Raw genomic sequence first — 24,575 nt, forward strand, 5'->3', positions numbered from 1 at the left:
CCGGGAATGTAACGGGTGCCACGCGTCACCCATCACGCCCTGTGTTACGGCATCCATAGATACATGAATTGCGGCGTGCCCCCGCGCACCAGCGAGAGCAGGTCGAGGTTCGCCATCGCTGCGAGCCCGTCGCCCGCGCCGAACAGTCGCGAGTAAATGTTGTTCTGATATTCCCCCGGGCGCCGGTAGACCACGACCCGCGCGTCCGTCAGCCCGGCCCGCTTCTTCGCCGTCTCGATGGCTTGCTCCAGATAGCCGACGTCGTCCACCAGCCCGACGGCTTTGGCCTGCTCCCCGGAATAGATCCGCCCGTCGGCGAGTTTCTTGATCTGGTCCATGGACAGATTGGGCCGGCCTTCCTGGACCACCGTCAGAAACCGCTGGTAGAAGGAATCGATGACCCCTTGGAAGATCGCGCGCTCTTCCGGCGTCATCGCGCGGAACGGCGACCCCATGTCCTTGCGCGGGCCGGACGTGACGGCGGTCGCTTCGACGCCCACTTTTTCGAGCAGGCCGCGCGCGTTGATGGTCAGCATGATGACGCCGAGACTGCCGGTCACGGAGGACGGATGGGCGAGAATGGCGTCCGCGCTGGCCGCGATGTAATAGCCGCCGGAGGCGCCCACATCCAGAATCGACGCCACGATCGGGATTTTCCGGGAGGTCTTGAAGGCCTTCAATTCGTGATACAGGATGTCGGACGCGGTGACGGTTCCCCCGGGGCTGTTGATCCGGATCACGACCGCTTTCACCTTGTCGTCCTTGGCGGCTTTCGTCAGCTCTTCCTTCAACGTCGCGACCAGGCTGGGGCGCGAGATGAAGCCGTCCTGTTCCTGGGAGCTGATGATGCCGGACAGATCGACCAGCAGGACTTTGGCATCGCCGGCGCCGCTCACCTGGACTTCTTCCAGGGGGCCGGGCGGAGGCGGCAGATTGATCGTAATGCATCCGAACTGGAGCGGAACCGCGAGAAAGGCGACAAGACCGACGCAGGTACGGAGCCTGTTACGCATGAGCGTTCTCCATCAGATGCACGAATTCTTCGAACAGATAGGCCGAATCATGAGGGCCAGGAGACGCCTCGGGATGATATTGCACGGAAAAGGCCGGCTGATCCAGACACACGAGTCCTTCGATGGACCGGTCGTTCAGACTGAGATGCGTGATCGCCGCCCGCCCGCAGGTCGTCTCCACGATCGGCGGCTGAGCGGGAACGGGATCCGTGCCGTGCGGGATCTGGACGGCGAAGTTGTGGTTCTGCGACGTGATCTCGACCTTTTTGGTTCGCAGGTCCATCACCGGGTGGTTGGCGCCGTGGTGTCCGAACTTCAGCTTGTAGGTGCGCAGGCCGAGGGCCAAGCCGAGAAGTTGGTGACCGAGGCAGATGCCGAACAGCGGGACCCGGCCGATCAGATGCCCGACCGCTTCGATCGCGTAGGGTACCCCTTCCGGATCGCCCGGACCGTTGGACAGCACGACACCGTCGGGCTTCATCGCCAGCACGGCCTGAGCCGGAGTCGAGGCCGGCACGACCGTCACGGCGCAGCCCACATCGACGAGCCGCCGCAAAATGTTCCGCTTGACCCCGAAATCATAGGCGACCACGCGCCACGGTCTGTTCCGCGGCACCGGGCTCCCGCTACCCGCAACCTGCCCGTTGCCGGCCGGGTTGGGCGCCCACGGGCCGGATCCCTCCGTCCAGTCATAGGGCTCGCGACAGGTCACTTCCGCGACCAGGTCTCGTCCGATAATACTCGGTGCGGTCCCGGCTTTTTCGACCGCCCGTCGAGGGTCCAAGTCCACGTGAGAGATCAGGCCCTGCTGCGAGCCATGCTCACGGAGGTGCCGGGTCAGGGATCGGGTGTCGATCCCTTCGATCCCGACGATACACGCCTCGCGAAGATACTCGTGCAGCGTGGCCCGGCTTCGCCAGTTGCTCGCCAGCGTGCTGGCCTCATGGACGATAAAGCCCTCTCCCCAAACGCGCCGAGACTCCACATCCTCCGGCGCCACGCCGTAGTTCCCGATATGCGGGCAGGTCATGGTGATGATCTGGCCTTTGTACGAAGGATCGGTCAGGATCTCCTGATAGCCGGTCATGGCCGTGTTAAACACGACTTCCCCGACGGTTTCGCCCTCATAGCCCAAGGCGCGGCCCTCAAAGATGGTTCCGTCGGCCAATGCCAGCACGGCTTTCTTCATCACGCGTTCCCCTGCGGGCGGAGCCAGCTCCGCACTTTCACGGTTATCAGCACGATCCCTAATCCCAGGTTTAACAGGTACAGGATGCGCACCGGCCAATGCAACCGGAAGAAGGCGGCAAACGCCGCCTTGCGCGCCTCTTCGCCTTGAGCCGCGAAGGCTTGCGCCTGTAAGGCCGCAGCCTTGGGATGCAGCCCGAACACGATCACGGCGGCGACCGACGCCATTGTGCCCAGCAGCACCCATTCGGCGCAGGTGGCGGAGAGAACGGGCACTCCCTGTCGCCCGATCCACGTCCGCCAGCCGGCTCCTACCATCAAGACCGCGATGGCGACGAGCACCAGGCGATTATACCCTTCGAACGAGCGGGTCAAAAATAAACCGCCGACATCCTGCCCGCCGAAGGTATTGAAGACGGACGGAATCACCGCTGCGACCAGCACGACGAGGCCGCCCGTCCAGACACCCAATGCCGTGAATTCCAGGGTCAGGCAGGCGACCAGGCTCCAGCGCAACCCACGGCTCACCGCGCCTCTGGCTCCACGGGCTTCAGTTCGTAGACCACGCGTCCGTTGACCAGCGTCGTGGTCACCCGGCCTTTCACCTTCCACCCGGCGAAGGGCGTGTTCCGGCTTTTCGAGCGGAAGCGGGTCGGATCGACTTCCCATTGGGCCTGCGGATCGACAAGGGTGACATCCGCATCGGCGCCCGGCGCCAACGTGCCTTTGGCCAGCCCGAACGCCTTGGCCGGCGCCACGGTCAACTTGGCGACGGCAGCGTCCAGCGTCAGCACGCCCTCCTCCACCAACGCCAACGTCAACGGCAGCGCGGTTTCGAGGCCGACGATTCCGAACGGCGCCTCCGCGAACTCCTGCTGCTTTTCCTGCGGCGCATGCGGCGCATGATCCGTGGCGATCACGTCGATGGTGCCGTCCCGCAGGCCCTCTTTGACGGCCTGCACGTCCCGCCAGGTCCGCAGCGGAGGATTCATCTTCGCATGGGTGTTGTAGCCGCGGCAGACTTCTTCCGTCAGCGAAAAGTGATGTGGGCAGGCTTCCGCGGTCACCCGGATCCCGCGTGCCTTCGCCTCGCGGACCATGCCCACCGACCCCTCCGTGCTGATGTGTGCCAGATGCAGCCGCGCCCCGGTCAACTCCGCGAGAGCCAGGTTGCGGGCGACCATGATGTCCTCCGCTGCTGCGGGAATGCCGGGCAGGCCCAACTCCGTGGACACGAGGCCTTCGTTCATGCAGCCGCCTTCCGCAAGGTGTAGGTCTTCGCAATGGTCCACCACCGGCAGATCGAACGCCAGCGCGTATTCCATCGCCCGGCGCATGATCAGGCTGTTCATGACCGGCCGACCGTCGTCGGAGATGGCCACGCAGCCGGCCCGCCGCAAATCGCCGATCTCCGCCAATTCTGTTCCTTCGGACCCTTTGGTGATCGCGCCGATCGGGAACACCTGCGCATTCCCCGCCGCCTGCGCCCGCTCCAGGATGAATTCCGTGATCGACTGGTTGTCGTTGACCGGATCGGTGTTGGGCATGCAGCACACGGACGTGAAGCCGCCAGCGACGGCCGCGGCCGTTCCGGTTTCGATCGTTTCCTTATATTCGAACCCCGGTTCCCGCAGATGGACGTGGAGATCCACAAACCCCGGCAGGACCAAGCGGCCCGTCGCGTCGAGGACCGTCGCGGACCGCGGAGCGGAGAGGTGTCGCCCGACGGCGGCGATTTTCCCCTCTTCGATCAGGATGTCCGCCACGCCGTTCACCCGTCCCGGATCGATGACGTGCCCGTTTTTGATCAGAATCGTCACGCTTCACTCGCGCTGCTGAAAGATCTATCTAACGATCTGTTGATCTGATGATCTGCTGAATTATGGGATTGAAATCATCCAATCGACAAATCAGCAGATCGTCAGATCAACAGATGACATCTTTTTCAGTTCGCTCCCGACATCAGATACAGGATGCCCATGCGCACGGCCACGCCGTTGGCGACCTGGTCCAGAATCACCGAGGACAGGCTGTCCGCGACCTCCGGCGCGATCTCCACGCCCCGATTGATCGGGCCCGGATGCATGACGATGGCGCCCGGCTCGGCCAACTTCACCCGTTCGGCCGTGAGCCCGTACAGGCGCGAGTATTCCCGGATCGTGGGAAACAGGGCCCGGCCCTGCCGTTCCAATTGCAGGCGAAGCATCATGATCACCTGCACGCCGCGCAAGGCCTCTTCCAGGTTGTAGTAGACGCGGGCGCCCATCCGGTCCACGGCGGGAGGAAGCATCGTCGGCGGGCCGACGACTCGGACCTCCGCGCCCAGCTTGGTCAAAGCATAGATGTTCGACCGCGCCACCCGGCTATGGGTCACGTCGCCGACGATCGCCACGCGCAGCCCCTTGAACGGCAGTTTTCGCTCGCGAATCGTGTAGAGGTCGAGCAGCGCCTGCGTCGGGTGTTCATGCCACCCGTCGCCGGCGTTGATGACGGAGGACTTGACGCTGCGCGCCAGGGTTTCCGCCGCGCCGGCGGCCTGGTGGCGCAGGACGATGATGTCCGCCTGCATCGCTTCGATGTTGCGCGCCGTGTCGAGCAGCGTCTCGCCTTTGACCACGCTGCTGGCGGAGGGCGAGAAATTGATCACATCCGCGCTGAGACGCTTCGCGGCCAACTCGAAGGAGGTGCGGGTCCTGGTGCTGGGCTCGAAAAACAGGTTCACGACGGTCTTGCCCCGGAGCGCCGGGACCTTTTTGATTTCCCGTCCGGTCACCTCTTTGAAGGAATCGGCCGTTTCCAGGATGAGCATGATCTCGTCGACGGACAACGTCGCGAGGCTGAGCAGGTCTTTGCGCTTGAGGCTCACGGCTCCCTCCGTTTACGCCTTCAGGATGACCACTCGGTCCTCTTCCCCTTCTTCTTCGAGCAGCACCTTGACGATTTCGTCCCGCGACGTGGGAATGTTCTTGCCGATGTAGTTGGCCTTGATCGGCAGTTGCCGGTGCCCGCGGTCGACGAGCACGGCCAGTTGAATCTCAGCCGGCCGGCCCAGGTCGATCAAGCCGTCCATGGCGGCGCGGGTCGTGCGCCCGGTGAACAGGACGTCATCGACCAGGACGATCTTCAGGTCTGAGATGTTGAACGGCACGGACGTCTTCCGCAGCACCGGCTGATCCTTGCGCAGGGCGAGATCGTCCCGATACAGGGTGATGTCGAGTTCCCCGATCGGCACCTGCGCGCCTTCGATGTCGAGAATGCGTCGGGCCAGGCGGTGCGCGAGATGCACGCCACCGGTGCGGATACCGACCAGCGCCAGTTCCTTGGTGCCTTTGTTCCGTTCGAGAATTTCGTGGGCGATGCGGGTGAGGGCGCGCGCGATATCGCCCGCGTCCATGACCGGCCGCTCCTGCGGTTTGTCCGTCCGCGCGCCCGTCGTCATGCGGTTTCCGGGCATAAAAAAACCTTCCCATCGACGAGCGATGAGAAGGTGGTTGTCGGTCGGGTAAGACCCGCCGGGCCGATCCTCATGGGCCGCACTCCTTGCTCACCTCACTGGATGAGCGTTAAAGGTGAGCGCATCTTATCGGGTTCGGCCGGAGGCTGTCAAGGCCGGAGCTAGCCTTTTCTCGTCTGCACCAGGGTCAAGCCCGGTTTGAGGCGAGCCTTCGGGAGAATGGTCCGGTGCATCCGGAACGTCGGCAGGGTTTCTACCGGTTCCTCCTGAAGCAGTTCAAGCGCATAGGCCCTCGCGAGATGACCCAATATCGGCGGCCCCGCCACGAATGCCAGCCCGCCGGGGGTGAGCGCGCCTGCAAGACCGCGGATCGCGTCGCGAAGCGCGTCGGGGTGGTCGAAGTCGGAAAAGGGCACCCAGTGATAGATCATGTCATACTGCTTGGAGTACGCCGCCTTGCGGCAGGCCTCCGCGGGGAAGAAAGCGACCCGTTTGACGGCTTCCCACTGCCGGCCGGCCGAAGCCGCGTGGTTCCACAGGAGCTGGGCGTGCTTCTGAGCCAGCGCCGGACGGCGGTACAGCACGGTATAGTTTCGCGCTCGGTCCGGCTTGATGCAGGCGCCGAGACCGGCGTCGAAGTTGTCGATCAAAACGGCGGCGGCGTGGGCGAGACGGGATGCGAGCGGCTGAGCGTCTTCGGCGAGGTCCTGCAGGAAATCGGCAACAAACGGCTGCGACGCCGCTTCGTCGATTTCCGTCTCGTCGTCCGGATAGAGCAACACCGAGCCGAACGCCTCGGCGGCGGAAACCGTCGGCGGAGACCCCTGGAAGAGGTCCCTCCATCCCCAGGGTGCCGTCCCCACTCCTGGAGGCTGAGAGCAGTCGCGGATGGCTCCCCAGGCGGAATTGAGCGGGAACGTGGCCCGGCGCTCGCCGTCGCGCAGGACCAGCACCCCGTTCGACACCTCGGCGCTCCGGGCGTAGGGCGCGAGGCCGCGCGGCGGAGGCTTGACGTACGGGAGTCCCGTTGGATCGTCGGCGACCGTGACCTTTTGGATGGTCTCGCCTTTGATGGTGACGCAGAGCTGACGCGCGGAGTCGAAATAGCGCCGCGGCGGGTCCGGCGCCGGCAGCCATGCGACCTCATGTGATCGCGACGGGTTCATAAAAATCGGGAAGGGGTCTTGCCCGCCGGGCGCGGTCGGCGTAAAAAATCCGCTGAACAACCGGAACGCGGCCTCGGATGGATAGGTCGGAATCCCGCGGTAGCGGAGCGCCAGCGGATTCGGCCGGCCCTCATTCTGATCGTCGTACAGTCCGCGGATGAACTCGAACGCGGCGGATCCGGTTCCGGGCAGCAGGGATTGAAACAGTTCGACCACGGGCAGAAAATCGATCCGGTCCCAGTGCATCGCGCCCATGCAGGACATGAACCGGGCCCGTTCGAAACCGCCGCCGTCCAGTACGTAGAAGGCGTCTTTTTTGTGCCGGATGGTCGCCAGGCCGCGCGTATCGATGACCAGGTCGTCGTCCCCGTAGAAAAAACGGACTTCCTCGAGCGGGACGCCCATCGCCTGCGCGGCCATCTGACGCAGATCGTCCGCTTTCAGTCGTTCCCAGCCCGGTTTGCGGGAGAGATCGAGGGTCGTGGCGTGCACGAGGCCGGCCGGCTTCAGGCCCACCCATTGGCCCCAATCGAGTTGGAACCGCGCGCGGACGAGCCGCGCGTTGCCCGCCGACGTGATCTCCCACTCGCATTCATGCAGCGGGTTGCCGTCCGGATCGGTTGCGAGAAACCGGCGTCCGGCTCGCTCGTAGAAGATCAGGTGCCCGCTCGGCCGCCGGCCGTAGCGCCCGCCGGCCGCGGCGAGATCCTGAACGTAGGGGAGATTCGCGGGAAAAGTGACGTTGCCGGGACGTGAAAGGGCGGCATGAACCACGGCGTCCACTGAACCCGTCACTCTCTGATCTGACCGCTTCCCAACACGATGAACTTAAAGCAGGTCAACTCTTCCAGCCCCATCGGGCCGCGCGCGTGAATGCGGGAGCTGCTGATGCCGATCTCCGCGCCGAGCCCGAATTGGTAGCCGTCGTTGAGTCGCGTGGAGGCGTTGACCAAGACCGCGCCGGCATCGACCTCCCGGAGGAACCGCATCGCCCGGCTGTAATCGGTGGTGATGATCGCTTCCGTGTGGCGCGAGCCGTACTTCGCGATATGGTCCATCGCCTCATCCATATTCTTCACGACTTTGACCGCCAGGATGAGATCGAGAAACTCTTTGCCGTAGTCGTCGTCTCCGGCCGGCGTGGCTTCCGGAACGAGCTGGCAGGTCTTGGGACAGCCCCGCACGTCCACCTTCGCGGCTTGGAGTTTGGGGATCAGGCCGGGCAACAGCGCCCGTGCGCTGGTTTGATGGACCAGGAGCGTCTCCATCGCATTGCAGGTGGACGGCCGCTGGACCTTGGCGTTGAAGCAGATCCGCTCGGCCAGAGCCAGATCGGCGTCCGCATCCACGTAAATGTGGCAGACTCCCTTGTCGTGCTTGATGACTGGGATCGTCGAGTGCTCGCGGACGGTCTGCATCAGCGACTCCCCGCCGCGCGGGATGATCAGGTCGATGTACCGGTCCTGTTTGAGCAGCGCCACCGCGATCTCCCGATCCGGCCGATCGACGAACGAAACGGCGCCGGCCGGCACGCCTTCCTTCTCCGCCGCTTCGGCGAGAATCGCCGCGATCGCCGTGTTCGAGTGGATCGCTTCCGATCCTCCGCGGAGCACGCAGACGTTCCCGGACTTGAGGCAGAGCGCGGCGGAGTCGGCCGTGACGTTCGGACGGGCTTCGTAAATGATGCCGATGACTCCGATGGGGACGCGGACCCGTCCCACTTGCATCCCGTTGGGTCGCAGCCACATCTTGGGGACTTCGCCGAGGGGGTCCGGCAGCTTGACGATCTCGCGAATGCCGGCCGCCATCTCGGCGATCCGTTCGGGCGTCAACCGGAGGCGATCGGCCATGGCCTTCCGCTCCGGCGCCGGGTCGAAGGCGTCGAGGTCCTTCTCATTGGCTGCCAGGATCTCCTCGGCCTTCATTTCCAGGGCTTCGGCCATGGCCGTCAGGGCTCGGTTCTTCGCGTCGGTCGACAAGGTCGCCAACCGCCCGGCCGCCGCCCTGGCCTTGTGGACCAATTCCGCGACATAGTCTTCCGGTGACTTCGGGGCGATCTCCTGATCGGTTGCGGCAGCCGGTGTTTCCATTGTTCCTCCGGGACTCGAGAAGTCGGCTCATGCACGGTGATCGGCCGCTCAGTCTTCGGCTGATCGCGCGCAATGCGAAGGGAGAATACCCTCCCCTCTTGAACGCCGTCAAGGTTCCGTTCAAGGGTGCGCTAGCCGGATGGAGCCGGAGTCGACGGCGGCGGTTGCGGCTGAGGAACGGCAGCCGGGTTCGGCACGATGCCGGGTTGGAGCGGGACGAGCGAGCCTGCGGAGGGACTCGGATATTGAAACACCCAATCATGGTAGGTCGGCAGCCCCTCGAAGTGTCGCACCGCGAGAGGAAAGTCGTGCTTCCTGAGCGGCTTGGCCTTGCTCCGGCTCCGTACGCCCATAATCCCGCCGGTCGGCGCGCGGACCAGCTCCCATTCTCCCCTTCCCACAGGGTCCAGGTAGACTTTCCGCAGGACGGGCTTGGGTTGTCGGGTCAGGTCGGCCAAGGAATTAGGGTACACCTCGCCCGGGATCACGCGGCCGGCTTTCATCTTGGCGGAATAGAGAGCGAGGGCGTTCTGAATCTCGATGCCCTTGGCCAGGAGATCGGCTTCCAGTTCCCGCTGCACCATGATCTTCCATTGCTTGGCCGCAACGGAGAGCGAGATGCCGATCAGCACGACCGAGAACATGGCCAGGAGGTACGTCGCTCCCCGCGTGTTGGCGAGACAATCCGACCGGACGTTGGTCATGCTGCGCCTATTTATTTTTATTGTTGAGGTGGCGGAGGCTGCTGCGGCTCCTGCGCCAGGGGCACGATCTGCTCGACGCGCGAGCCCGTCTCCTGGAGGGTCACACCGTCCGGCGTGATGGTCTTGACCAGAAACCGATCCTCAATGGTTTCGCCGGCCTTGACGACGTGCACCTCTTCCTGTTTGACGAGCAACGCTATTTCCCGTATGCGCCGGGCGTCGCCCAGTTGCATGTAGCCCAGGTAACGGAACCGGGCCAATTCAGCCGAGGCCGCCTGCTGTTGCAAGGCCTCCGGCGATGTCTGATCCGGATCCGACGGCAACGGCTGGGCGGCGTTCATCGCCGGGGCGGCATCCGCGCGGGGCGGCGCAAAGATGTTCCGGGGGGTCGTGAACGTGGCCTCCCGCAAGGTCCGACTGGCCGCGAGAAGATCCAGATTGACATGCAGGCCGGTTCCGGCCCGCCGGGTCGGCGCCGGTTGACCGGAGACCGTTCCCGAGACGTTGGTCAGCGGGGCGTGAGCCGGCTCTTCCCACTCGGTCGCGCGCCACAGGGCAAGCCCCGCCCAGATCGAGCAAAGGACCCCAAGGAGCAGCAGTTGGTGCCGGTGGCCGAGGCTCATCCGGTTCAGGGCGCGGCGACGCGGCCCGCCTCCCCTCTGAGATAGGTCGCGATCTTGATGTTGAACGTCAGCCGTTCATCCTGACTGTCGCCTGACCGGACCAGATCCAAATCTTCGATGAACAGCAACTCTTCCGCCGTCTCCAGGTTGTAAATGAAGCGGCGCAGATCTTCGTACCGGCCGCTCACCGATCCCTGCAGAACCGCCTTGGTCGTGCCGGGCACGCCGGTGGCCTCGGTTCGATAGGACAGCGCCGGGAGCGTCACGTTGTCCCGCTTGGCTTCTTCCGTCACGCCGAGGGCCAGCGGCGCGAAATCCCGTTCAGCCAGCAGCACGGCCATCACCTGGTCGACGTCCTGGCGGACCTTCTTCGCTTCCATGTGCTGGACGAGCCGCTGCCGAGCGGCGGTCCACTCGGCTTGCACGGCCGTCCGTTGCTCCTCGGCCGAGGCCAGGAACGTCGTGTGCACGATCAGATAGACCGTGGTCAGGAGGCCGGCCAGCCCGAACCACGGGAGGAGCGGTCCGTACGGTTGGCGCAGCAGGCGAACGAGCGCGTCCATTGGGCGATTCACATCCGTTGGGGTCGATAGCGTAGCGTCAGGTCGAACTCGACCAATCCGTTGCCGGCATCCCGGTGCTGTCCCAACACCGGATCTTTGAACGTCGGGTGATCCTGCAGCGCGACGGCGAGCGCCGTGACGTCCTCGAGGCTGAAGGCGGCGCCGTTCAACCGGATGATCGAGCTGTTGGGGTCGAGCCTGATGCTGTTGATCGCGAGGCGAGACGGAATGGCCTGCTCCAGTTCCGTGAGGAAACGGGTCCAGGAGAACACGCGTTTCTCCAGGAGCTGATTGGCCAGCGCCACCTCGCCGGGCAGTCGCTGGAGCGCCGCGTCGGAGAGATCGATGCCTTCCTTGGCCGATTCGGCCACGAACGCCCGGTCCTGTTCTCTGACCCGCTGCAAGGCAACGGCGATGTCGTTGGCCTCGCCATGAGCGGTCCAGATCTGCCCCAGATCCCAGACCGTTGCGGCGGCGGCGACGACGACGAGCACGATGAGCCCGAGCCGCGCCGGCTTGGCATACCAGCGAAACCGGCTGCTGAGATTGATCCGGAACGGATTCGACCTCGGACGACGCCCGCGATGTCTGAGTAGAATGTGCGTCACCCGCTGCACGCGTTTTCCCTCCGGTTAGAGCACAGCGAGCAGAAAGCAGCGAACAGCTCTGAGCCAGTCGTTCTTCGCATGCTCATGCTGCTGCGTGAACAGAGATGCATCACGACGGTGACAGGACACCCGCGATCGCGGGCATGGCGACCGCATCCGTGACCTTGCCGGCCGGCTTCCACCCGGCTCGTTGGATCTGGCTCCAGTTCAGCGGCTGGACCGTCAGGTCCAATTCCTGCGCGAGCATGTCCGGCAGCTCCGGGTCAGGATCGTCGGCGGCGAACACCAGTCGTTTCAACGCCAACCGAGGATAGCGTTCCCGGCAGGCCTGGATCGAGGCCAGGCATTCGTCGATCACCTTGCGGCTCTGCTCTTCAGGCCCGGCGTTGGAGCCGTCTTCGGACGACCCGGACGCGCCATGCAGTTTGGTGCGGAGGAACGCCAGGCGTCCATCGTGGAACAGAAACAGCGTCAGACCGCCGTCCGCCACATTCAGCCACATGAGATCTCCGGCCGATGCTCCGGACCAACCCGTCGCCGACGCCCAGAGATTGAAGAGGCGGAAGCTGACGATATCCACCTCCAAGGGAATCAACCCGGCTGATTCGCAGACCGCTTCGTATTGCGCGAGGACCGCTTCTTGGACGACGACCGCCAGGACGGTGTGCGGGCCCTTGGCCGGCCGACCGAGGGACAGCACTTGCGAGACGACTTTGGCCTCGGCCAGCGGCACGAGTTGCTCCTGGCCGACTCGCCAGCGAATCAACGCCTCGCGTTCCTCGGTCCGAGCCGGGAGTTGATCCAATTGAAAGACGACGGCTCTGACGCACAGATCGGGCAGAATGAGCGCGATGGGCAGCGGGATCTGCCGGACCAAGGTGCGTCCGGCGACACGGAGTTGGCGTTCAGGCCCGATCAGGCCGCGGAGGCGCGCTTCCAGCGCCGTCGCGTCGGCGATATTCACGTCCACCGGCGAGACTCGAATCAACCCCGGAGCCAGCTCCGTCACCGCGCAACGATGGCGGGTCCGTCCTTTCCAGTCCCGGCGGGCTTCCGCCCAAACGAGCCCCCGGGCCCCGATGCGCAGGCAGTGTCGAGGCCGGCCGGCCATCCACGGCCACATCGTCAACCCTCCTCGCTGAAGGTGACGCGATTGATTTCCTTCAGCGTGGTTTCCCCGTGAAAGACTTTTTTGAGCGCCGACTGTCGCAGCGTGATCATGCCGTCCGTCACCGCCCGATACCGGATCTCGGAGATCGGCCGGTCCGCCATGATCATTTCCTTGATTTCGTCGGTCAGATTCAGAAACTCCGTGATGCACTTTCTGCCGCGGTATCCCGTGCCGTGGCAGTCGTGGCACCCTCGCCCCTGGTAGAAGGGCGTCTCCTTGTATTGGTTGTAATCCAGTCCGGACTCTTCGGCCAACGCTTTGTCCAATGTGATCTGTTCGCGACAGGACGGGCAGATGATCCGGACGAGCCGCTGGGCCAGCACGCAGTTGAGCGCGGACAGGAAATTGTAAGGATCGATTCCCATCGAGGTAAACCGGCCGATGACGTCGAACACGTTGTTGGCGTGGACGGTGGTCAGCACCAAGTGCCCGGTGAGGGCCGACTGAATGGCGATTTGAGCCGTTTCCGGATCCCGGATCTCCCCCACCATGATTTTGTCCGGGTCGTGACGGAGAATCGACCGGAGACCGCGCGCGAAAGTCACCCCTTTTTTTTCATTGACCGGAATCTGTACGACGCCCGGCAGTTGGTATTCGACCGGGTCCTCGATCGTGATCAATTTATCCTCCTGGGTGTTCATCTCGCTGATGGCCGCATACAGCGTCGTGGTCTTGCCGCTGCCCGTCGGTCCGGTCACCAGCACCATGCCGTACGGTCTGGCGGTCGCCCGGCGGAACCGCCTGAGATCCTCCGGGTTGAACCCCAGCCGGTCCAGCCGCAAGGCGGACACTCCGGAAGTGATCGCTTCCCGATCCAGGATCCGGATGACGACCGATTCGCCGAACACGCTGGGGAGAATGGAGACGCGGAAGTCGACCGTCTTGCGGTCCATTCGCACGCGGAAGCTGCCGTCCTGGGGCACGCGCCGTTCGGCGATGTCCAGGTCCGACATGACTTTGAGACGGGAGACCAGCGGCGCATGCAGCTTGATGTCCAAGGGTTCCATGGCCGGCACGAGGATGCCGTCCACTCGGAACTTCACCCGGGTGGCGCGGTCGGCCGCTTCGACGTGGATGTCGCTCGCCCGACGTTGCAGCGCGGTCAGGAGGATCGTATCGATGAGTTTGACGGCGGGACTCTGGTCTTCGCCGGCCTGCTCGACGGTCAGGACCTCCTCTCCCCGATCGTCCTCTTTGACCAGGACCGAACGATATTCCGCTTCCAATTCCCGGAGAGCCTGACTGGACCCCTCGCTGTGCTCCAGCGCGTTCAGGATCGCGCCGCGCGGACTGACGATCAGGCGCAGCGGCCTGTTGAGAATCAACTCGAGCTCGTCCAGGGCCAGCAGGTTGTGCGGATCAGGAATGGCGACCGTGAGCACGCCGTCCCGTTCGATGATCGGCACGAACGGATGCCGCTGCATCAGCTTGACCGAGATGCTCTGGAAGAATCGCGGATCGACGCGAAACTCGACGAGGGGATCGTACGGCAGACCGTACTGCGCGGCCAGCGCGCGGGCCAGTTGCTCCTCCGTGATCAGACCTTCGTTGACCAACGCAGTGCCCAGGGTTGCCGGGGTATCGCCGAACCGGCTCACCGCCTGGTCGAGGACCGAACGGGTCAACGCGCCCTGTCCGATCAGAATGTCGGACAACGATGGTCGTTCCAGACTTCGTCGCATGGACGCTCTCCTATAAAAACAGCTTAGAGCTAATAGCGAAAAGCGAATAGCCGGTAGCGAACAGTCAAGAGCCCAAACAGGCGCATACTTACTGCACGGTCCCGGCCATTTGGAAGACCGGCAGGTACATGACGATCACGATGATCCCGACCAGGACTCCCATGACCAGCAGCAGCACCGGTTCGATCCAGGTCGTGAGCTGAGTCAGCCTGAGATCGAGATTCCCTTCGTAAAATTCGGCCACGTCCCTGAGCATCGCCTCCAGCGAACCGGTCTCCTCCCCCACCGACAGCATTTCAATCGCCAACTTAGGCAGAATCTTTGGGGCCTCCAGCGCCGCCGCCAAGGTCGATCCCTCGCGGATCTGCCCCACCGCCGTCGCCAGGCCTTCGGAGATGAACCGGTTCGACACCGCGCCCCGCGAGATCTGCAGCGCATCCACCAACGGCGTTCCTCCGGCCAGCACGGTGGCCAGCGTGCGCGCGAGCTGAATCGTATGGTGCTCGATGAAAATCTGACCGAGCAGGGGCAGGTGCAACAGCCAACGATCCACCGTCCGGCGGCCGGTCTGCGTCTGGTACCAGGCGCGCAGGGCGGTCGCCGACACGGCGAGCGCGATGAGGAACGGAATCGCGTTGGCTTGACCGGTCTGCACCAGTTCGATCAGAGCCTGGGTGGCCGGAGGCAGGGATCTCGCCGATTCGCCGTAGACGGCGACGAACGTCGGCATCACGTAGGCGAGGAGAAATCCGACCACGGCGATGCCGATGACGATGAGAAACGCCGGATACGCCAGCGCCTTCGTCACCTTCTGGCGCAGGCCCAGCATCAGCTTGAGATAGACGATGTACCGGCGGAGGACCTCGGGCAGATTACCGGATTGCTCGCCGGCCCGCACCGTCGCGACATAGAGTTCCGGAAAATGCTGCGGATGCTTGGCCAGCGCGTCCGATGCGGACGCACCGCCGCGGATGTCCTGGCGCACAGCCCGAAGGACGCTCTGAAACCCCGCATGCCTGGCCCGCTCGATAAGCAGATCCCAGATTTTGAGGATCGGCAGGCCGGCCTTGACCAAGGCGAGCAGCTCTTGATTAAAAATCAAGAATTCCTGGAGCGGAAGCTTGCCCCAACTGTGCTTGAGACCGACGGGCAGCGCGCCGGCCGCGCCTTGGCGCTGGAGCTTGAAGACGAGGAGCCCTTGGCTTTCCAGTTTCGCCCGGACGGCGCCTTCGCTCTCTCCGTCCATCTGGCCATGCGAGGTCGTGCCGTCCGGGCGGGCTACCCTATACACGAATGTGGGCATGGATCACTCTGAGCAAATCTGGTGGGGGTGTCCCGAAGCGGCATAGGGTGCTACGGCGCCTGCACGCCGTCCTTCCGAGTTCCTGGGACAGTCGCCGGTCGAGCGTCGGGGAGCCACAGGGCCTGACCGGGTTCGATGCGGTTATCCCGTAAGTTGTTAAGGGCCCGTAGCTCCGCCAGGCTGACCCGATACCGTTTGGACAGGCTCCAGAGCGTATCTCCCGCTTTGACCGTCACGGTTCGCGGCGGCGCCAGGAGTTCGGATTCAGCCGCGCGCCCGGTGCCGTTGTCGGCCTCGGCCGTCGAGACGTTCGGGATAGGGGTCCCGTACGGTTCCGCAACCGCGGGCAGGCTCGCGTGCTCCGCGCGCACGGGACTCCGCGACGCTTTGCGCGGCGCCGCAGCCGGCGCCGCCTCCCCCGACTCTTGCAGAAGTTTGCTGTGCTGAGCGAGCTGCCGTTGCAGGTGTCGAAGTTGCGCCTGGAGCTGCTGGCCGGTGCGGGCGATCCGTTCCCGTTCGTTGCGCGCAGCCGCCAACTCCTCCCGTTGGAGGTCGATGACGTGTTTCGCTTCGGCCAGCCGCCGTTCGGTTTCACGCAACTTGCCTTCGAGTTGGGCCCGCGCGACCTGGGCCTCCCCGAGTTCTTTTCGACGCGCCTCGAGCTCGCCGCGCAGGTCGGTGATCGTGCGTTGGGCGTCACGCATCGCCGTCTTGAGCGCGTCGATGGTGAGTTGCAGATCGGCCACCTCCGGCTCGACCATCGGTTCCAGTTCGGCGCAGCCGACACACAACCACAGGGCCGGGATCAGAAACGCCCAGGGCGCCGCTCTTTTCACGACGTGAGTCTGGTTGTCGGATGAATGGTTCATGCTGTGTAGAGATAACAGCCGTCAGCTTCACCCCCACCCTTCCCTCCCCCTTCAAGGGGGAGGGTCTCGGGGAGGGGGTTTTCGGATCAAACAGGGTGAGCCCAAGGCTCACGAAGACTGAATCCGAACCACGTGGGTCGGTGCGCCGTCACCACCGGTTATAGGGCACGCCGTTCGTGCCGATCAGGTCGGAGCCGGAGTAGACATCGAAGACGCCGCCTTCGGTCGGCTCGGCGATTTCCTGCCATGTCGTCGTGGAGCCCGTGAACGGGTCCGCCGGGATTCGACGCAGATAACCCGCCGAGACCAATGCTTGCAAGGAATCAGGATATTTCCCCTGGTCGGCTCGATGCTGATCGAGCAGATCACGGAGCGTAAAGAGGTCTTGTCGCAGCGCGGCCTCCTTGGCCTTGCGGACCGCCGTTTGATAGGACGGCACAGCCAGCGTCGCGAGAATGCCCACGATCGAGACGACCATCATCAACTCGATGATTGTAAAGCCGCGGGACCCCCACCGCCGTTGCTTACCAATCCCTGTACTTCGTTCCATCCAAGGCCACATCCTGACTCTGTGTCGAAACATCGTACACGTCATCGCCGCACCAGGACGTCGGATTGGGCGGATCCCGGTAGCACCGCAGCAGCCAGTCGGGTTTGCCCGTGATCGGATCCACCGGAATGGCCCGCAGGTACCGACGCATGGTCGTCCCGCGGACGGTGGCCTCCTGGCCGGTGAGTTTGACGCCGAGGAGCACATCCAGAGATTTGGGGTACCCGTACACGCTGGTCACGTCCTTGCACGTCAGTTTGTTCTTGAGACAGGCTGGACCGATCAGCATGTCGCCGTCGCGGTTCCATTCCAGCTTGAACGTATCGATGGCGGCCCTCATCGTGCGCAGGTGTTGGCGGAGTTCGATCTCGCGAACCCGTTTGCCGGACACCCGGCTCAACGGCATGGCCACGGAGGCCAGAATCATGATGATCGTCAGGGTGACCAGCAGTTCAATGAGGGTGACGCCGGACTGTTTCACCGTACTCTGACCACTCCCTGTCCGACCGCCGAGCGGTCCTCCGCGCGTTCCTGCTCGGATACGCCCGGCATTTCCACCTGCAGCGGCGAGACCCCCGGCGTCTTGGCCAGGAACGTCACCATGACGAGCGGGCCGTCCCCGGAAAGCGGCGTAGTCGGGCGACGCAGAGTCAACTCGACCGTGCCTTCGCGCGGGTCGGCGGCGGCGGTCACTGTCCCGCCTCCTTCCCCTTGCTTGAGCAGGTCGCCCTCCATGGCTCTCCGAAACTCCAACACCTGAGGGTCATAGCGAAGCGTGATCTTCCCTTCCTGCAGTCCACGGAGATGCTCGGCCATGACATCCAACCGAAGCTCGCGCCCGACCTGCGCCGTCAGGTCGGGCGGTTTCAAATAAAGCGACGGCGCATCTTTGGCGGACGACGATGAAGGAAGGCCCGTCGGCCCGGACGCTCCGTTTTGACCATTGCGATGATTCTGATCGGTCGAAGAGCCGTGGAGTGTTCCGTTTCGTCTCAGCTCCGGCGGACCGGAAGTTTTCCGGAGGTAGCCGGGGAACATTGGAGCGGTGGCGTAGAGCGTTTCGGTCCCGGACCAAAAGGCCTGGGTCTCGGGGCCGGGCGGGACCATGTTCTGAACGATGTGCGGCGTAATGGTCAGGATGACTTCCGTCGTCACCCGCTCGGTCCTGAATGAACTGAGCAGATCGCCGATCACCGGAAGGTCGCCGATCCAGGGGATCGTCGTTCGGGTCTTGCGGTCTTCTTCCTGAATGAGACCGCCCAGCACGATCGTCTCGCCGTCTTTGATATTCAAGATGGTCTCCGCGGACCGGTTCCCGAATCGAAATTGCTGGATGAGGGGGGATTGTTGCAACGTGACCTGATCGCCGATACGAATCACCTCGATCTTCATCTTCAACGACAGTTCGTTGGCCAGCCGGATGGCCGGCTCGACGGTCAATTTGACGCCGGTGTCCCGAAACTCGATCGACGTCACGGTGGAGGTGGTCGGGACGGCGCCGGTGGCGGCCTGACCGGGCAAGACATTGGTGGTCGAGAGCAGAATCGGTTGTTTGTCGCCGATGTTGATTTCCGCTTTCTTGTTGTTCACCACCCGGATCTTGGGCGCCGCCAACGTCTTGGCGTCGGTTTGCTGCTTGAAGAAGTCCAGCAGGACTGTGCTCGGCAGACGGAAGAGATAGCTGTCCGGGCCCAGGCTGGTCAGTTGGCGGTAGGTGAACTGCTGCGGGTCGGCCGCCAGCACCCCGGTGAATCCCGGCGGGACCAACCCCATGCCGGCCTGCTTCGGATAGTTCAGCCCGTAAATTTGATTCTTGGTCCGATTGACTTCCAGGATTTCGACGTCGAACAACACTTCGGGTTCCTGGCGGTCGTTGGCGAGGATGATCTTCTCGGCCAGTTGCAGCTTTTCCGGCTGGTCGCGAATGACGATGGCGTTCATCTGCTCGTTGGCGTGCATCCGCTTGCTGTCGAGCATGCTCTTGAGCAGGACCAACATATCCTTGGCCTTGGCATTGGACAAGTAAAAGGTCCGGATCATGAGATCCTGGTATTGCTCCTGTTTTTGCTTGGTATTGGGACTGATCAAGAGCAACTGCGGCCCGACCCGGCGGGCGAACAGGTTGTTGCTGTTCAGGATCAGATTGATCGCCTCTTCGAACGGCGTGTCCTGAACGGAGATCGTGATCGGATCGTTGCGGACGTCCTTATCGAAAATAAGGTTGATGCCGCCGGCCTTGGCGACCCCTTCCAGCACTTCCTTCAAGCCGGCGTTCCGAAAGCGCAGGGTGACGGGTTGGCTGAGGCCGGTGTCTTGCTTTTGGGCTTCCTGTTCCTCGCTGATTCGCGCGATGCCTTCGACAGCTTGACCCAATGCGGGGTCGAGTTCGACCGCGCGTGCATAGTATTCCAGGGCTTCCTCGGTTCGCCCCAACCGCGACAGTTTCTCAGCCTCGCGGGCCTGATCCCGCGCTTCTTTGAGACGAAGGGCCTCGGCCAATCCGGACTGATGTTCAGGATTGGAAGGTTCGATGGAGAGGGCCTGTTTAAATTCTTCGACGGCTTGTTCGATCTGTCGCTCTTTGAGCAGCGACCGGCCGCGTTGTTCATGTTGCGCGGCGGCCCGCTCGCGGGCCAGCGCATACTTGCGTTGGAGACCCAGGTCGAAAGGGTCCTCTTTTAACGCCTGCTGGTACGCCAACGCGGCCTCTTCCCAGTTGCCGCCGGCCAAATGCTGGTCCCCGCGTTTCGCGTTCGGCGAGGTCAGGATCGAGCACCCCGCGATTGTCGACGCGATGGTCAACACAAGCGCCGCCTGCCGACCCAGCTTATTCATTCTGCCCATGAGTGTTCGTTCTCCGGCCTGCGGCAGAGGCTGCCCTGCCTAACAAAGTTATGCAGGTTCGATGCCTGCCAAGTGATTGGGCGAGAGGCTCTCCCCACTCACCGCGCGCCTCAAGGTGTCTACAGTCGCCAATACCGGAGCGAATGCGGCAGAGCGTCCGTGTTAAGGACCCCTTTGACGTCGATGATGACGCCCTCGCGCTTCCGCCGTAACGGCTGCAGCAACTCTCGCACGGTCATCGTCGTATAGGCGCGATGGGCGACGGCCAGAACCAGGCCATCGACCTGTCTGATCCGGTCCCACGACGCGAGATGGATGCCGTATTCAGCCACCGCCTCTTCCGGTTCAGCCAGGGGATCATGCACAACGACCTGGACACCGTATTCCCGCAACTCGTTGATGATGTCCGGGACCCGGCTGTTCCGCAGGTCCGCGACGTTTTCTTTGAAGGTGAGGCCCAGCACGGCCACCTTCAGAGCTTTGACCGGCCGTTCCAGTTGACTCAGGAGTTTGATCGTCTGTTCCGCGACGAATTTACCCATGCCGTTGTTGATCCGGCGGCCTGCCAGAATGACTTGCGGATGGTATCCGACCGACTCGGCCTTGGTCGTCAGATAGTAGGGATCGACGCCGATGCAATGGCCGCCGACCAGGCCGGGGGAAAATTTGAGGAAATTCCATTTGGTTCCGGCCGCTTTCAGGACGGATTTGGTGTCGATGCCCAAGCGATGGAAAATCAAAGCCAGTTCGTTCATGAGGGCGATGTTGAGATCGCGCTGGGTGTTCTCGATCACCTTCGCCGCCTCGGCGACTTTGATGCTCGGGGCCCGATGGATGCCGGCTTCGACCACCATGGCGTACGTGTTCGCCACGATCTCCAGCGATTCGTCATCCTGCGCGGAGACGACCTTCACGATCTTGGCGAGGGTATGTTCCTTGTCGCCGGGATTGATCCGTTCAGGCGAGTAACCGAGTTTGAAATCGATCCCGCACTTGAGGCCGGAGGATTGTTCGAGGATGGGCAGGCAGACTTCTTCGGTCGCGCCCGGATACACGGTGGACTCATAAACCACGATCGTGCCGGGAGAGAGGTTGGCTCCGATCAGCTCCGACGCTTTCTTCAAAGCGGTCAGATCGGGCTGATGGGCTTCGTTGATCGGAGTGGGAACCGCGACGATGATGAAATCAGCGGATTTCAATTCCGCCGGCTCGTATGTGTAGTGGACGCGCGCCGAGCGGAGATCATCGGCGGAGACCTCGCCCGTTCGATCGATGCCTCGGCGCAGCTCGGCGATCTTCGCTCGGTTGATGTCAAAGCCGATGACCGGCGCATGTTTTCCGAACGCGACCGCGATCGGGAGCCCCACATACCCGAGCCCCACCACGGCAATTCGTCGCCCTCGCTTCTTACCCCTGACTTGTCCCATTGCGTCCTCTATGTGTTCAGAATTTCTTGAAGAATGACAGAACATGAATTTTCCGTCAACGAAATAGCCGTTTGATCCATGTTGGGAAATCATATCTATGTTGGACGCGACCCGTACTGGTCGACGCCATTTCGGGTTAGCCAACACAGTTAGCCCTACTCCGAAAAAATTTTCCTCGGTGAAACTGCTTTTCCCTGCTTCCCGAAAAGGTCCCCTCCCTCTCACGAGAGGGAGAGGATACAAGGTGAGGGTGGTGTCCGAGAAGAACCCCCTCACCGCTGCCTCTACCCTATAGGAACGAGGAGAATATAGGCTCACGGTCGGAAAGAATTTCGGATTAGGGTTAGCCCTGATTCGAAATCCTGTGAGGCCATGAACCATCGCAAGATTTTCCTGCCCTATCACCCGGGACGGCGCAAGAGCGACAGGTTCTTCGAGCAATGGCTTCGATAGAAGAAAGTGTGGTCCGGGGGAAGGGCGTCATCCCTGGCTCTTCTCTGTCAACCGGATGAAAAGGCATACAGTGGTTGGGCCTCAGGAAAATCAAAGAATTGCGTTCAGATCAAGCCTCCAAAGAGAAGTGAAATGGTAAGAATATAAGCATGTTAAGATGAATTTTTAAAGTCTATGTAGAGGTGTACAGGGATCAGATGACCTCCTACACCATGGCCTAGATAGATCATCGTCTCCTATTACACAAGAAGAAGATGGATAGACGCGGTTGAGTCGTAATGCATGAATTTACTTCTCTTTTTACAGTAGCAAATTTTGAAACCAGTAGCAGCACCTTTTAGGCATTTCTCTTGCTCTCTTCCCGGGTGATTGGTCGGTCGGTTATTCGGATCGTCCAAAGAAGGAGGGAAAGGGAAGGAAGAAAACATTCCGGAAGATTGTCGCAGGCGATAGAGCGAAGCGGTGACAAAGGCAAACTGTCCGAGAGGACAGGACGCAAAGCCAAGAGACCGGGGTCGGGAAGAACTTGTTCCCATGGTTGGTCTGGCTGCCACCAGGATGAGTGACTGCCGATTGGTGCGCACGCCCGTCCCGTCCGTGGACGGGCGTTTTCGTATGGCGCGTATGATGTGGTGGTGAGCCAGATCGGACGGAGGAGCGATACGATGCACCAGTCAAAGGATCGAATCATGCAGTTGCTCAAGACGTTGCTTCTCAGCGGAGCCTTGAGTTACTCTGTTGTCGGCCTGAACGTGAGCGCACTGGTCGGATTGGCGACCGTCGCGGACAGAGCGGCGGCGGCAGAGTCCCTTTCCTCTGCGACTTCTTCGACGATTCCGCAGAAGAGCATCCAACCATCTGATCCCAAACACGGTCAACGTTCTGTCAAGGGCCGTAAACTGATCCGCCGCCCGTCGGCCAGGCAACTGGTTCCCACTACTCCATCGACACTGTCCAGTCCGGCTCCGGTTCAAGGTGCTCCGACGACTTCACCCGTCAGCCCTACAACGAGCGACAGTTCCACAACCGGGCAAAAGGAAGGCTCGACAACGACTTCTTCTTCTGGAGGAACCACGAAAAACGCCCCAAGCGGGACCGGTTCCATCTCGATCTCGACGGTCACGTCTTCATCCGTGTCGGTGCCGACGACCTCGTCTACAAGCACCGGTTCAAGTTCAAACCTGACCTCGGCCGCGAGTGCATCCACCGCGGCTCCGGCGTCTAACAGTTCTTCGTCGGGAAACAGCTTCGCGGGCAGAGCGCTCCAAAAGCTGTTGACTCAAATGCCCAGCTTGGCCGATATTCTGTCGCCACAGTCCTTGTCCACTCCTGCATCGCCACCGCCGTCCACAACCAGTCCTACTATTGGAAAGACTCCGGCAAGCCTCTCATTCTCGGCCGTTCAAAACGGTTCGAACCCGGCCGGCCAAACCGTCACGATCAGTAATACCGGTTCCGAGACGCTGAATTGGACCGCCGTTTCAAGCGCAAATTGGTTAAGTCTCAACGGAGCCGCTTCGGCGTCCGGAACAAATAGCGGATCGTTCACCGTAGGCGTCAATCACTCCGGACTCGCGGTCGGAACCTACAATGCCTCGATTACGATCAGCGCGACCGGTGCGACAAATACACCGCAGACGGTCCCTGTGATACTGACGGTCACGGCTGCGCCGACACCGACCATCGGTTTGAGCACAACGAATCTGTCGTTCACCGGTGTCCAAGGAGGGGCTAACCCAGGCAATCAGGTAATCACGATCACCAACACGGGATCGGGTACGCTGGCGTGGAGCGCGGCTGAGAACGCAGCCTGGCTAAGCGTGAGCCCGGCATCGGGAACCGGGAACGGATCGATCACAGTGAGTGTCAACACGGCGGGATTGAGCGCCGGCACCGTCAGTGCGCCGATCACGATCACAGCCTCGGGCGCCACCAATACGCCTCAAACCGTCACCGTCTCCCTGGTGGTGACGGCTCCTGCAACCCCGGCGATCGGCTATAGCCCTGCGAGTCTGAGCTTCACCGCGACCCAGGGCGGGGCCAATCCAAGCAATCAAGCGTTGAGCATCACCAACACCGGAACCGGGACATTAAGCTGGACTGTCAGCGACAATGCGACGTGGCTCACGCTTAGCCGTGCGTCCGGAACCGGAAATGGTTCAGTGACAGCAAGCGTCAGTGTATCTGGCTTGGCGGCTGGCACCTACAATGCCGCCATTACGATTGCCGCAACCGGCGCAACGAATACCCCGCAAACGGTGCCTGTGACGCTGACCGTGAGTGCCGCTCAGACTCCGACGATTGGCTTGAGCCCGACCAGCCTTTCGTTCACCGCCGCTCAAGGGGCAGCCAACCCAGCGGCGCAGACGGTGAACGTGACAAATCCAGGTAGTGGAACCCTGACTTGGACGGCCAGCGACAATGCATCCTGGCTGACGTTGAACACGACATCGGGCACAACGACAACGGAAACCGATCCGATCACAGTTAGTGTCAACACGTCGGGCTTGTCTGCTGGCACCTACAACGCCGTCATTACGATTACGGCCAGCGGCGCAACGAATACCCCGCAAACGGTGCCTGTGACCTTGACCCTCAACGTGCCGGCGACATCGTCGGCTACCCTGACCTGGAACGCCAACACGGAGAGCGATTTGGCCGGGTATAAGGTTTACCGGGCGACGGCGCCGGGCGCCTATGGAGCTCCGATCGCAACGTTGCAAGGCAACGTCACGAACTACGTGGCTACCGGGCTGCAGGTCGGCACGACATACTATTTTGTCGTGACCGCCTATGACAGTGCGGGAAACGAAAGTGCGTATTCGAACGAGGTCAGCAAGAGCGTGTTCTGATCTGGATGGGGACCA

General features: G+C 62.5%; 21 protein-coding genes and 1 riboswitch. Of the genes, 1 reads left to right on the plus strand and 20 read right to left on the minus strand.

The features are described 5' to 3' along the window. Positions 1 to 44: 44 nt before the first annotated feature. The 20 genes from sppA to AB1555_05325 all read right to left on the minus strand — a co-directional run bounded on the left by sppA (position 45) and on the right by AB1555_05325 (position 21,255). Positions 45 to 1,013: a signal peptide peptidase SppA gene (gene sppA, locus AB1555_05230; protein ID MEW6246097.1), complete on the minus strand. Its 969-nt coding sequence runs from the start codon at positions 1,011 to 1,013 to the stop codon at positions 45 to 47. After that, positions 1,006 to 2,202 carry a glutamine-hydrolyzing carbamoyl-phosphate synthase small subunit gene (gene carA / locus AB1555_05235; protein ID MEW6246098.1) on the minus strand — a complete coding sequence of 399 codons (1,197 nt, stop codon included), beginning with the start codon at positions 2,200 to 2,202 and terminating at the stop codon, positions 1,006 to 1,008. Before carA ends, sppA begins: the two co-directional genes overlap by 8 nt. After that, positions 2,202 to 2,729 (minus strand): DUF4149 domain-containing protein, encoded by a 528-nt coding sequence (locus AB1555_05240; protein MEW6246099.1) that lies wholly within the window; start codon positions 2,727 to 2,729, stop codon positions 2,202 to 2,204. Before AB1555_05240 ends, carA begins: the two co-directional genes overlap by 1 nt. Further along, positions 2,726 to 4,021 (minus strand): dihydroorotase, encoded by a 1,296-nt coding sequence (locus tag AB1555_05245; protein ID MEW6246100.1) that lies wholly within the window; start codon positions 4,019 to 4,021, stop codon positions 2,726 to 2,728. The genes AB1555_05240 and AB1555_05245 overlap by 4 nt, the downstream gene beginning before the upstream one ends. A 125-nt stretch (positions 4,022 to 4,146) precedes the next feature. Further along, positions 4,147 to 5,067: an aspartate carbamoyltransferase catalytic subunit gene (locus tag AB1555_05250; GenBank protein ID MEW6246101.1), complete on the minus strand. Its 921-nt coding sequence runs from the start codon at positions 5,065 to 5,067 to the stop codon at positions 4,147 to 4,149. Positions 5,068 to 5,079: 12 nt separating this feature from the next. Then, entirely contained in the window at positions 5,080 to 5,655 is a 576-nt protein-coding gene (pyrR, locus tag AB1555_05255) for a bifunctional pyr operon transcriptional regulator/uracil phosphoribosyltransferase PyrR (GenBank protein MEW6246102.1), read from the minus strand. Positions 5,656 to 5,816: 161 nt separating this feature from the next. Next, entirely contained in the window at positions 5,817 to 7,604 is a 1,788-nt protein-coding gene (locus tag AB1555_05260) for a hypothetical protein (GenBank protein ID MEW6246103.1), read from the minus strand. Positions 7,605 to 7,612: 8 nt separating this feature from the next. Next, the gene (locus tag AB1555_05265; protein ID MEW6246104.1) at positions 7,613 to 8,911 is read right to left on the minus strand and encodes a glutamate-5-semialdehyde dehydrogenase; all 1,299 of its coding nucleotides are present in this window, start codon (positions 8,909 to 8,911) and stop codon (positions 7,613 to 7,615) included. A 131-nt stretch (positions 8,912 to 9,042) separates the two neighbouring features. Beyond that, complete coding sequence (locus AB1555_05270; GenBank protein ID MEW6246105.1) at positions 9,043 to 9,615, minus strand: type II secretion system protein; 573 nt, start codon at positions 9,613 to 9,615, stop codon at positions 9,043 to 9,045. A 17-nt stretch (positions 9,616 to 9,632) separates the two neighbouring features. Beyond that, positions 9,633 to 10,238: a hypothetical protein gene (locus tag AB1555_05275; protein ID MEW6246106.1), complete on the minus strand. Its 606-nt coding sequence runs from the start codon at positions 10,236 to 10,238 to the stop codon at positions 9,633 to 9,635. A gap of 5 nt (positions 10,239 to 10,243) precedes the next feature. Next, the gene (locus AB1555_05280) at positions 10,244 to 10,801 is read right to left on the minus strand and encodes a hypothetical protein (GenBank protein MEW6246107.1); all 558 of its coding nucleotides are present in this window, start codon (positions 10,799 to 10,801) and stop codon (positions 10,244 to 10,246) included. 8 nt (positions 10,802 to 10,809) lie between these two features. Beyond that, positions 10,810 to 11,418, minus strand: a complete 609-nt coding sequence (locus AB1555_05285; GenBank protein ID MEW6246108.1) for a PilN domain-containing protein — start codon at positions 11,416 to 11,418, stop codon at positions 10,810 to 10,812. A gap of 100 nt (positions 11,419 to 11,518) precedes the next feature. Beyond that, a complete protein-coding gene (locus AB1555_05290) occupies positions 11,519 to 12,532 on the minus strand; it encodes a hypothetical protein (GenBank protein MEW6246109.1) in 1,014 nt (337 codons plus the stop codon). Positions 12,533 to 12,534: 2 nt separating this feature from the next. Further along, positions 12,535 to 14,262, minus strand: coding sequence for an ATPase, T2SS/T4P/T4SS family (locus AB1555_05295; protein ID MEW6246110.1), 1,728 nt, complete (start codon positions 14,260 to 14,262; stop codon positions 12,535 to 12,537). Between the two features lie 88 nt (positions 14,263 to 14,350). Further along, positions 14,351 to 15,565, minus strand: coding sequence for a type II secretion system F family protein (locus AB1555_05300; protein MEW6246111.1), 1,215 nt, complete (start codon positions 15,563 to 15,565; stop codon positions 14,351 to 14,353). A 50-nt stretch (positions 15,566 to 15,615) separates the two neighbouring features. Further along, positions 15,616 to 16,401: a LysM peptidoglycan-binding domain-containing protein gene (locus AB1555_05305; GenBank protein ID MEW6246112.1), complete on the minus strand. Its 786-nt coding sequence runs from the start codon at positions 16,399 to 16,401 to the stop codon at positions 15,616 to 15,618. Between the two features lie 181 nt (positions 16,402 to 16,582). After that, positions 16,583 to 16,984 (minus strand): prepilin-type N-terminal cleavage/methylation domain-containing protein, encoded by a 402-nt coding sequence (locus AB1555_05310; protein ID MEW6246113.1) that lies wholly within the window; start codon positions 16,982 to 16,984, stop codon positions 16,583 to 16,585. Beyond that, complete coding sequence (locus AB1555_05315) at positions 16,959 to 17,465, minus strand: type II secretion system protein (GenBank protein ID MEW6246114.1); 507 nt, start codon at positions 17,463 to 17,465, stop codon at positions 16,959 to 16,961. Before AB1555_05315 ends, AB1555_05310 begins: the two co-directional genes overlap by 26 nt. Beyond that, positions 17,462 to 19,828, minus strand: a complete 2,367-nt coding sequence (locus AB1555_05320) for a secretin N-terminal domain-containing protein (GenBank protein ID MEW6246115.1) — start codon at positions 19,826 to 19,828, stop codon at positions 17,462 to 17,464. The genes AB1555_05315 and AB1555_05320 overlap by 4 nt, the downstream gene beginning before the upstream one ends. 119 nt (positions 19,829 to 19,947) lie before the next feature. Further along, a complete protein-coding gene (locus tag AB1555_05325) occupies positions 19,948 to 21,255 on the minus strand; it encodes a nucleotide sugar dehydrogenase (GenBank protein MEW6246116.1) in 1,308 nt (435 codons plus the stop codon). Between the two features lie 913 nt (positions 21,256 to 22,168). Further along, positions 22,169 to 22,263, plus strand: a riboswitch (cyclic di-GMP riboswitch). A 110-nt stretch (positions 22,264 to 22,373) separates the two neighbouring features. Between AB1555_05325 and AB1555_05330 the strand changes: the two genes are divergently transcribed. Beyond that, positions 22,374 to 24,560, plus strand: coding sequence for a choice-of-anchor D domain-containing protein (locus tag AB1555_05330; GenBank protein MEW6246117.1), 2,187 nt, complete (start codon positions 22,374 to 22,376; stop codon positions 24,558 to 24,560). The last annotated feature ends 15 nt before the right edge of the window (positions 24,561 to 24,575 follow it).

Source organism: Nitrospirota bacterium (assembly GCA_040755395.1).
Lineage (GTDB): Bacteria > Nitrospirota > Nitrospiria > Nitrospirales > Nitrospiraceae > DATLZU01.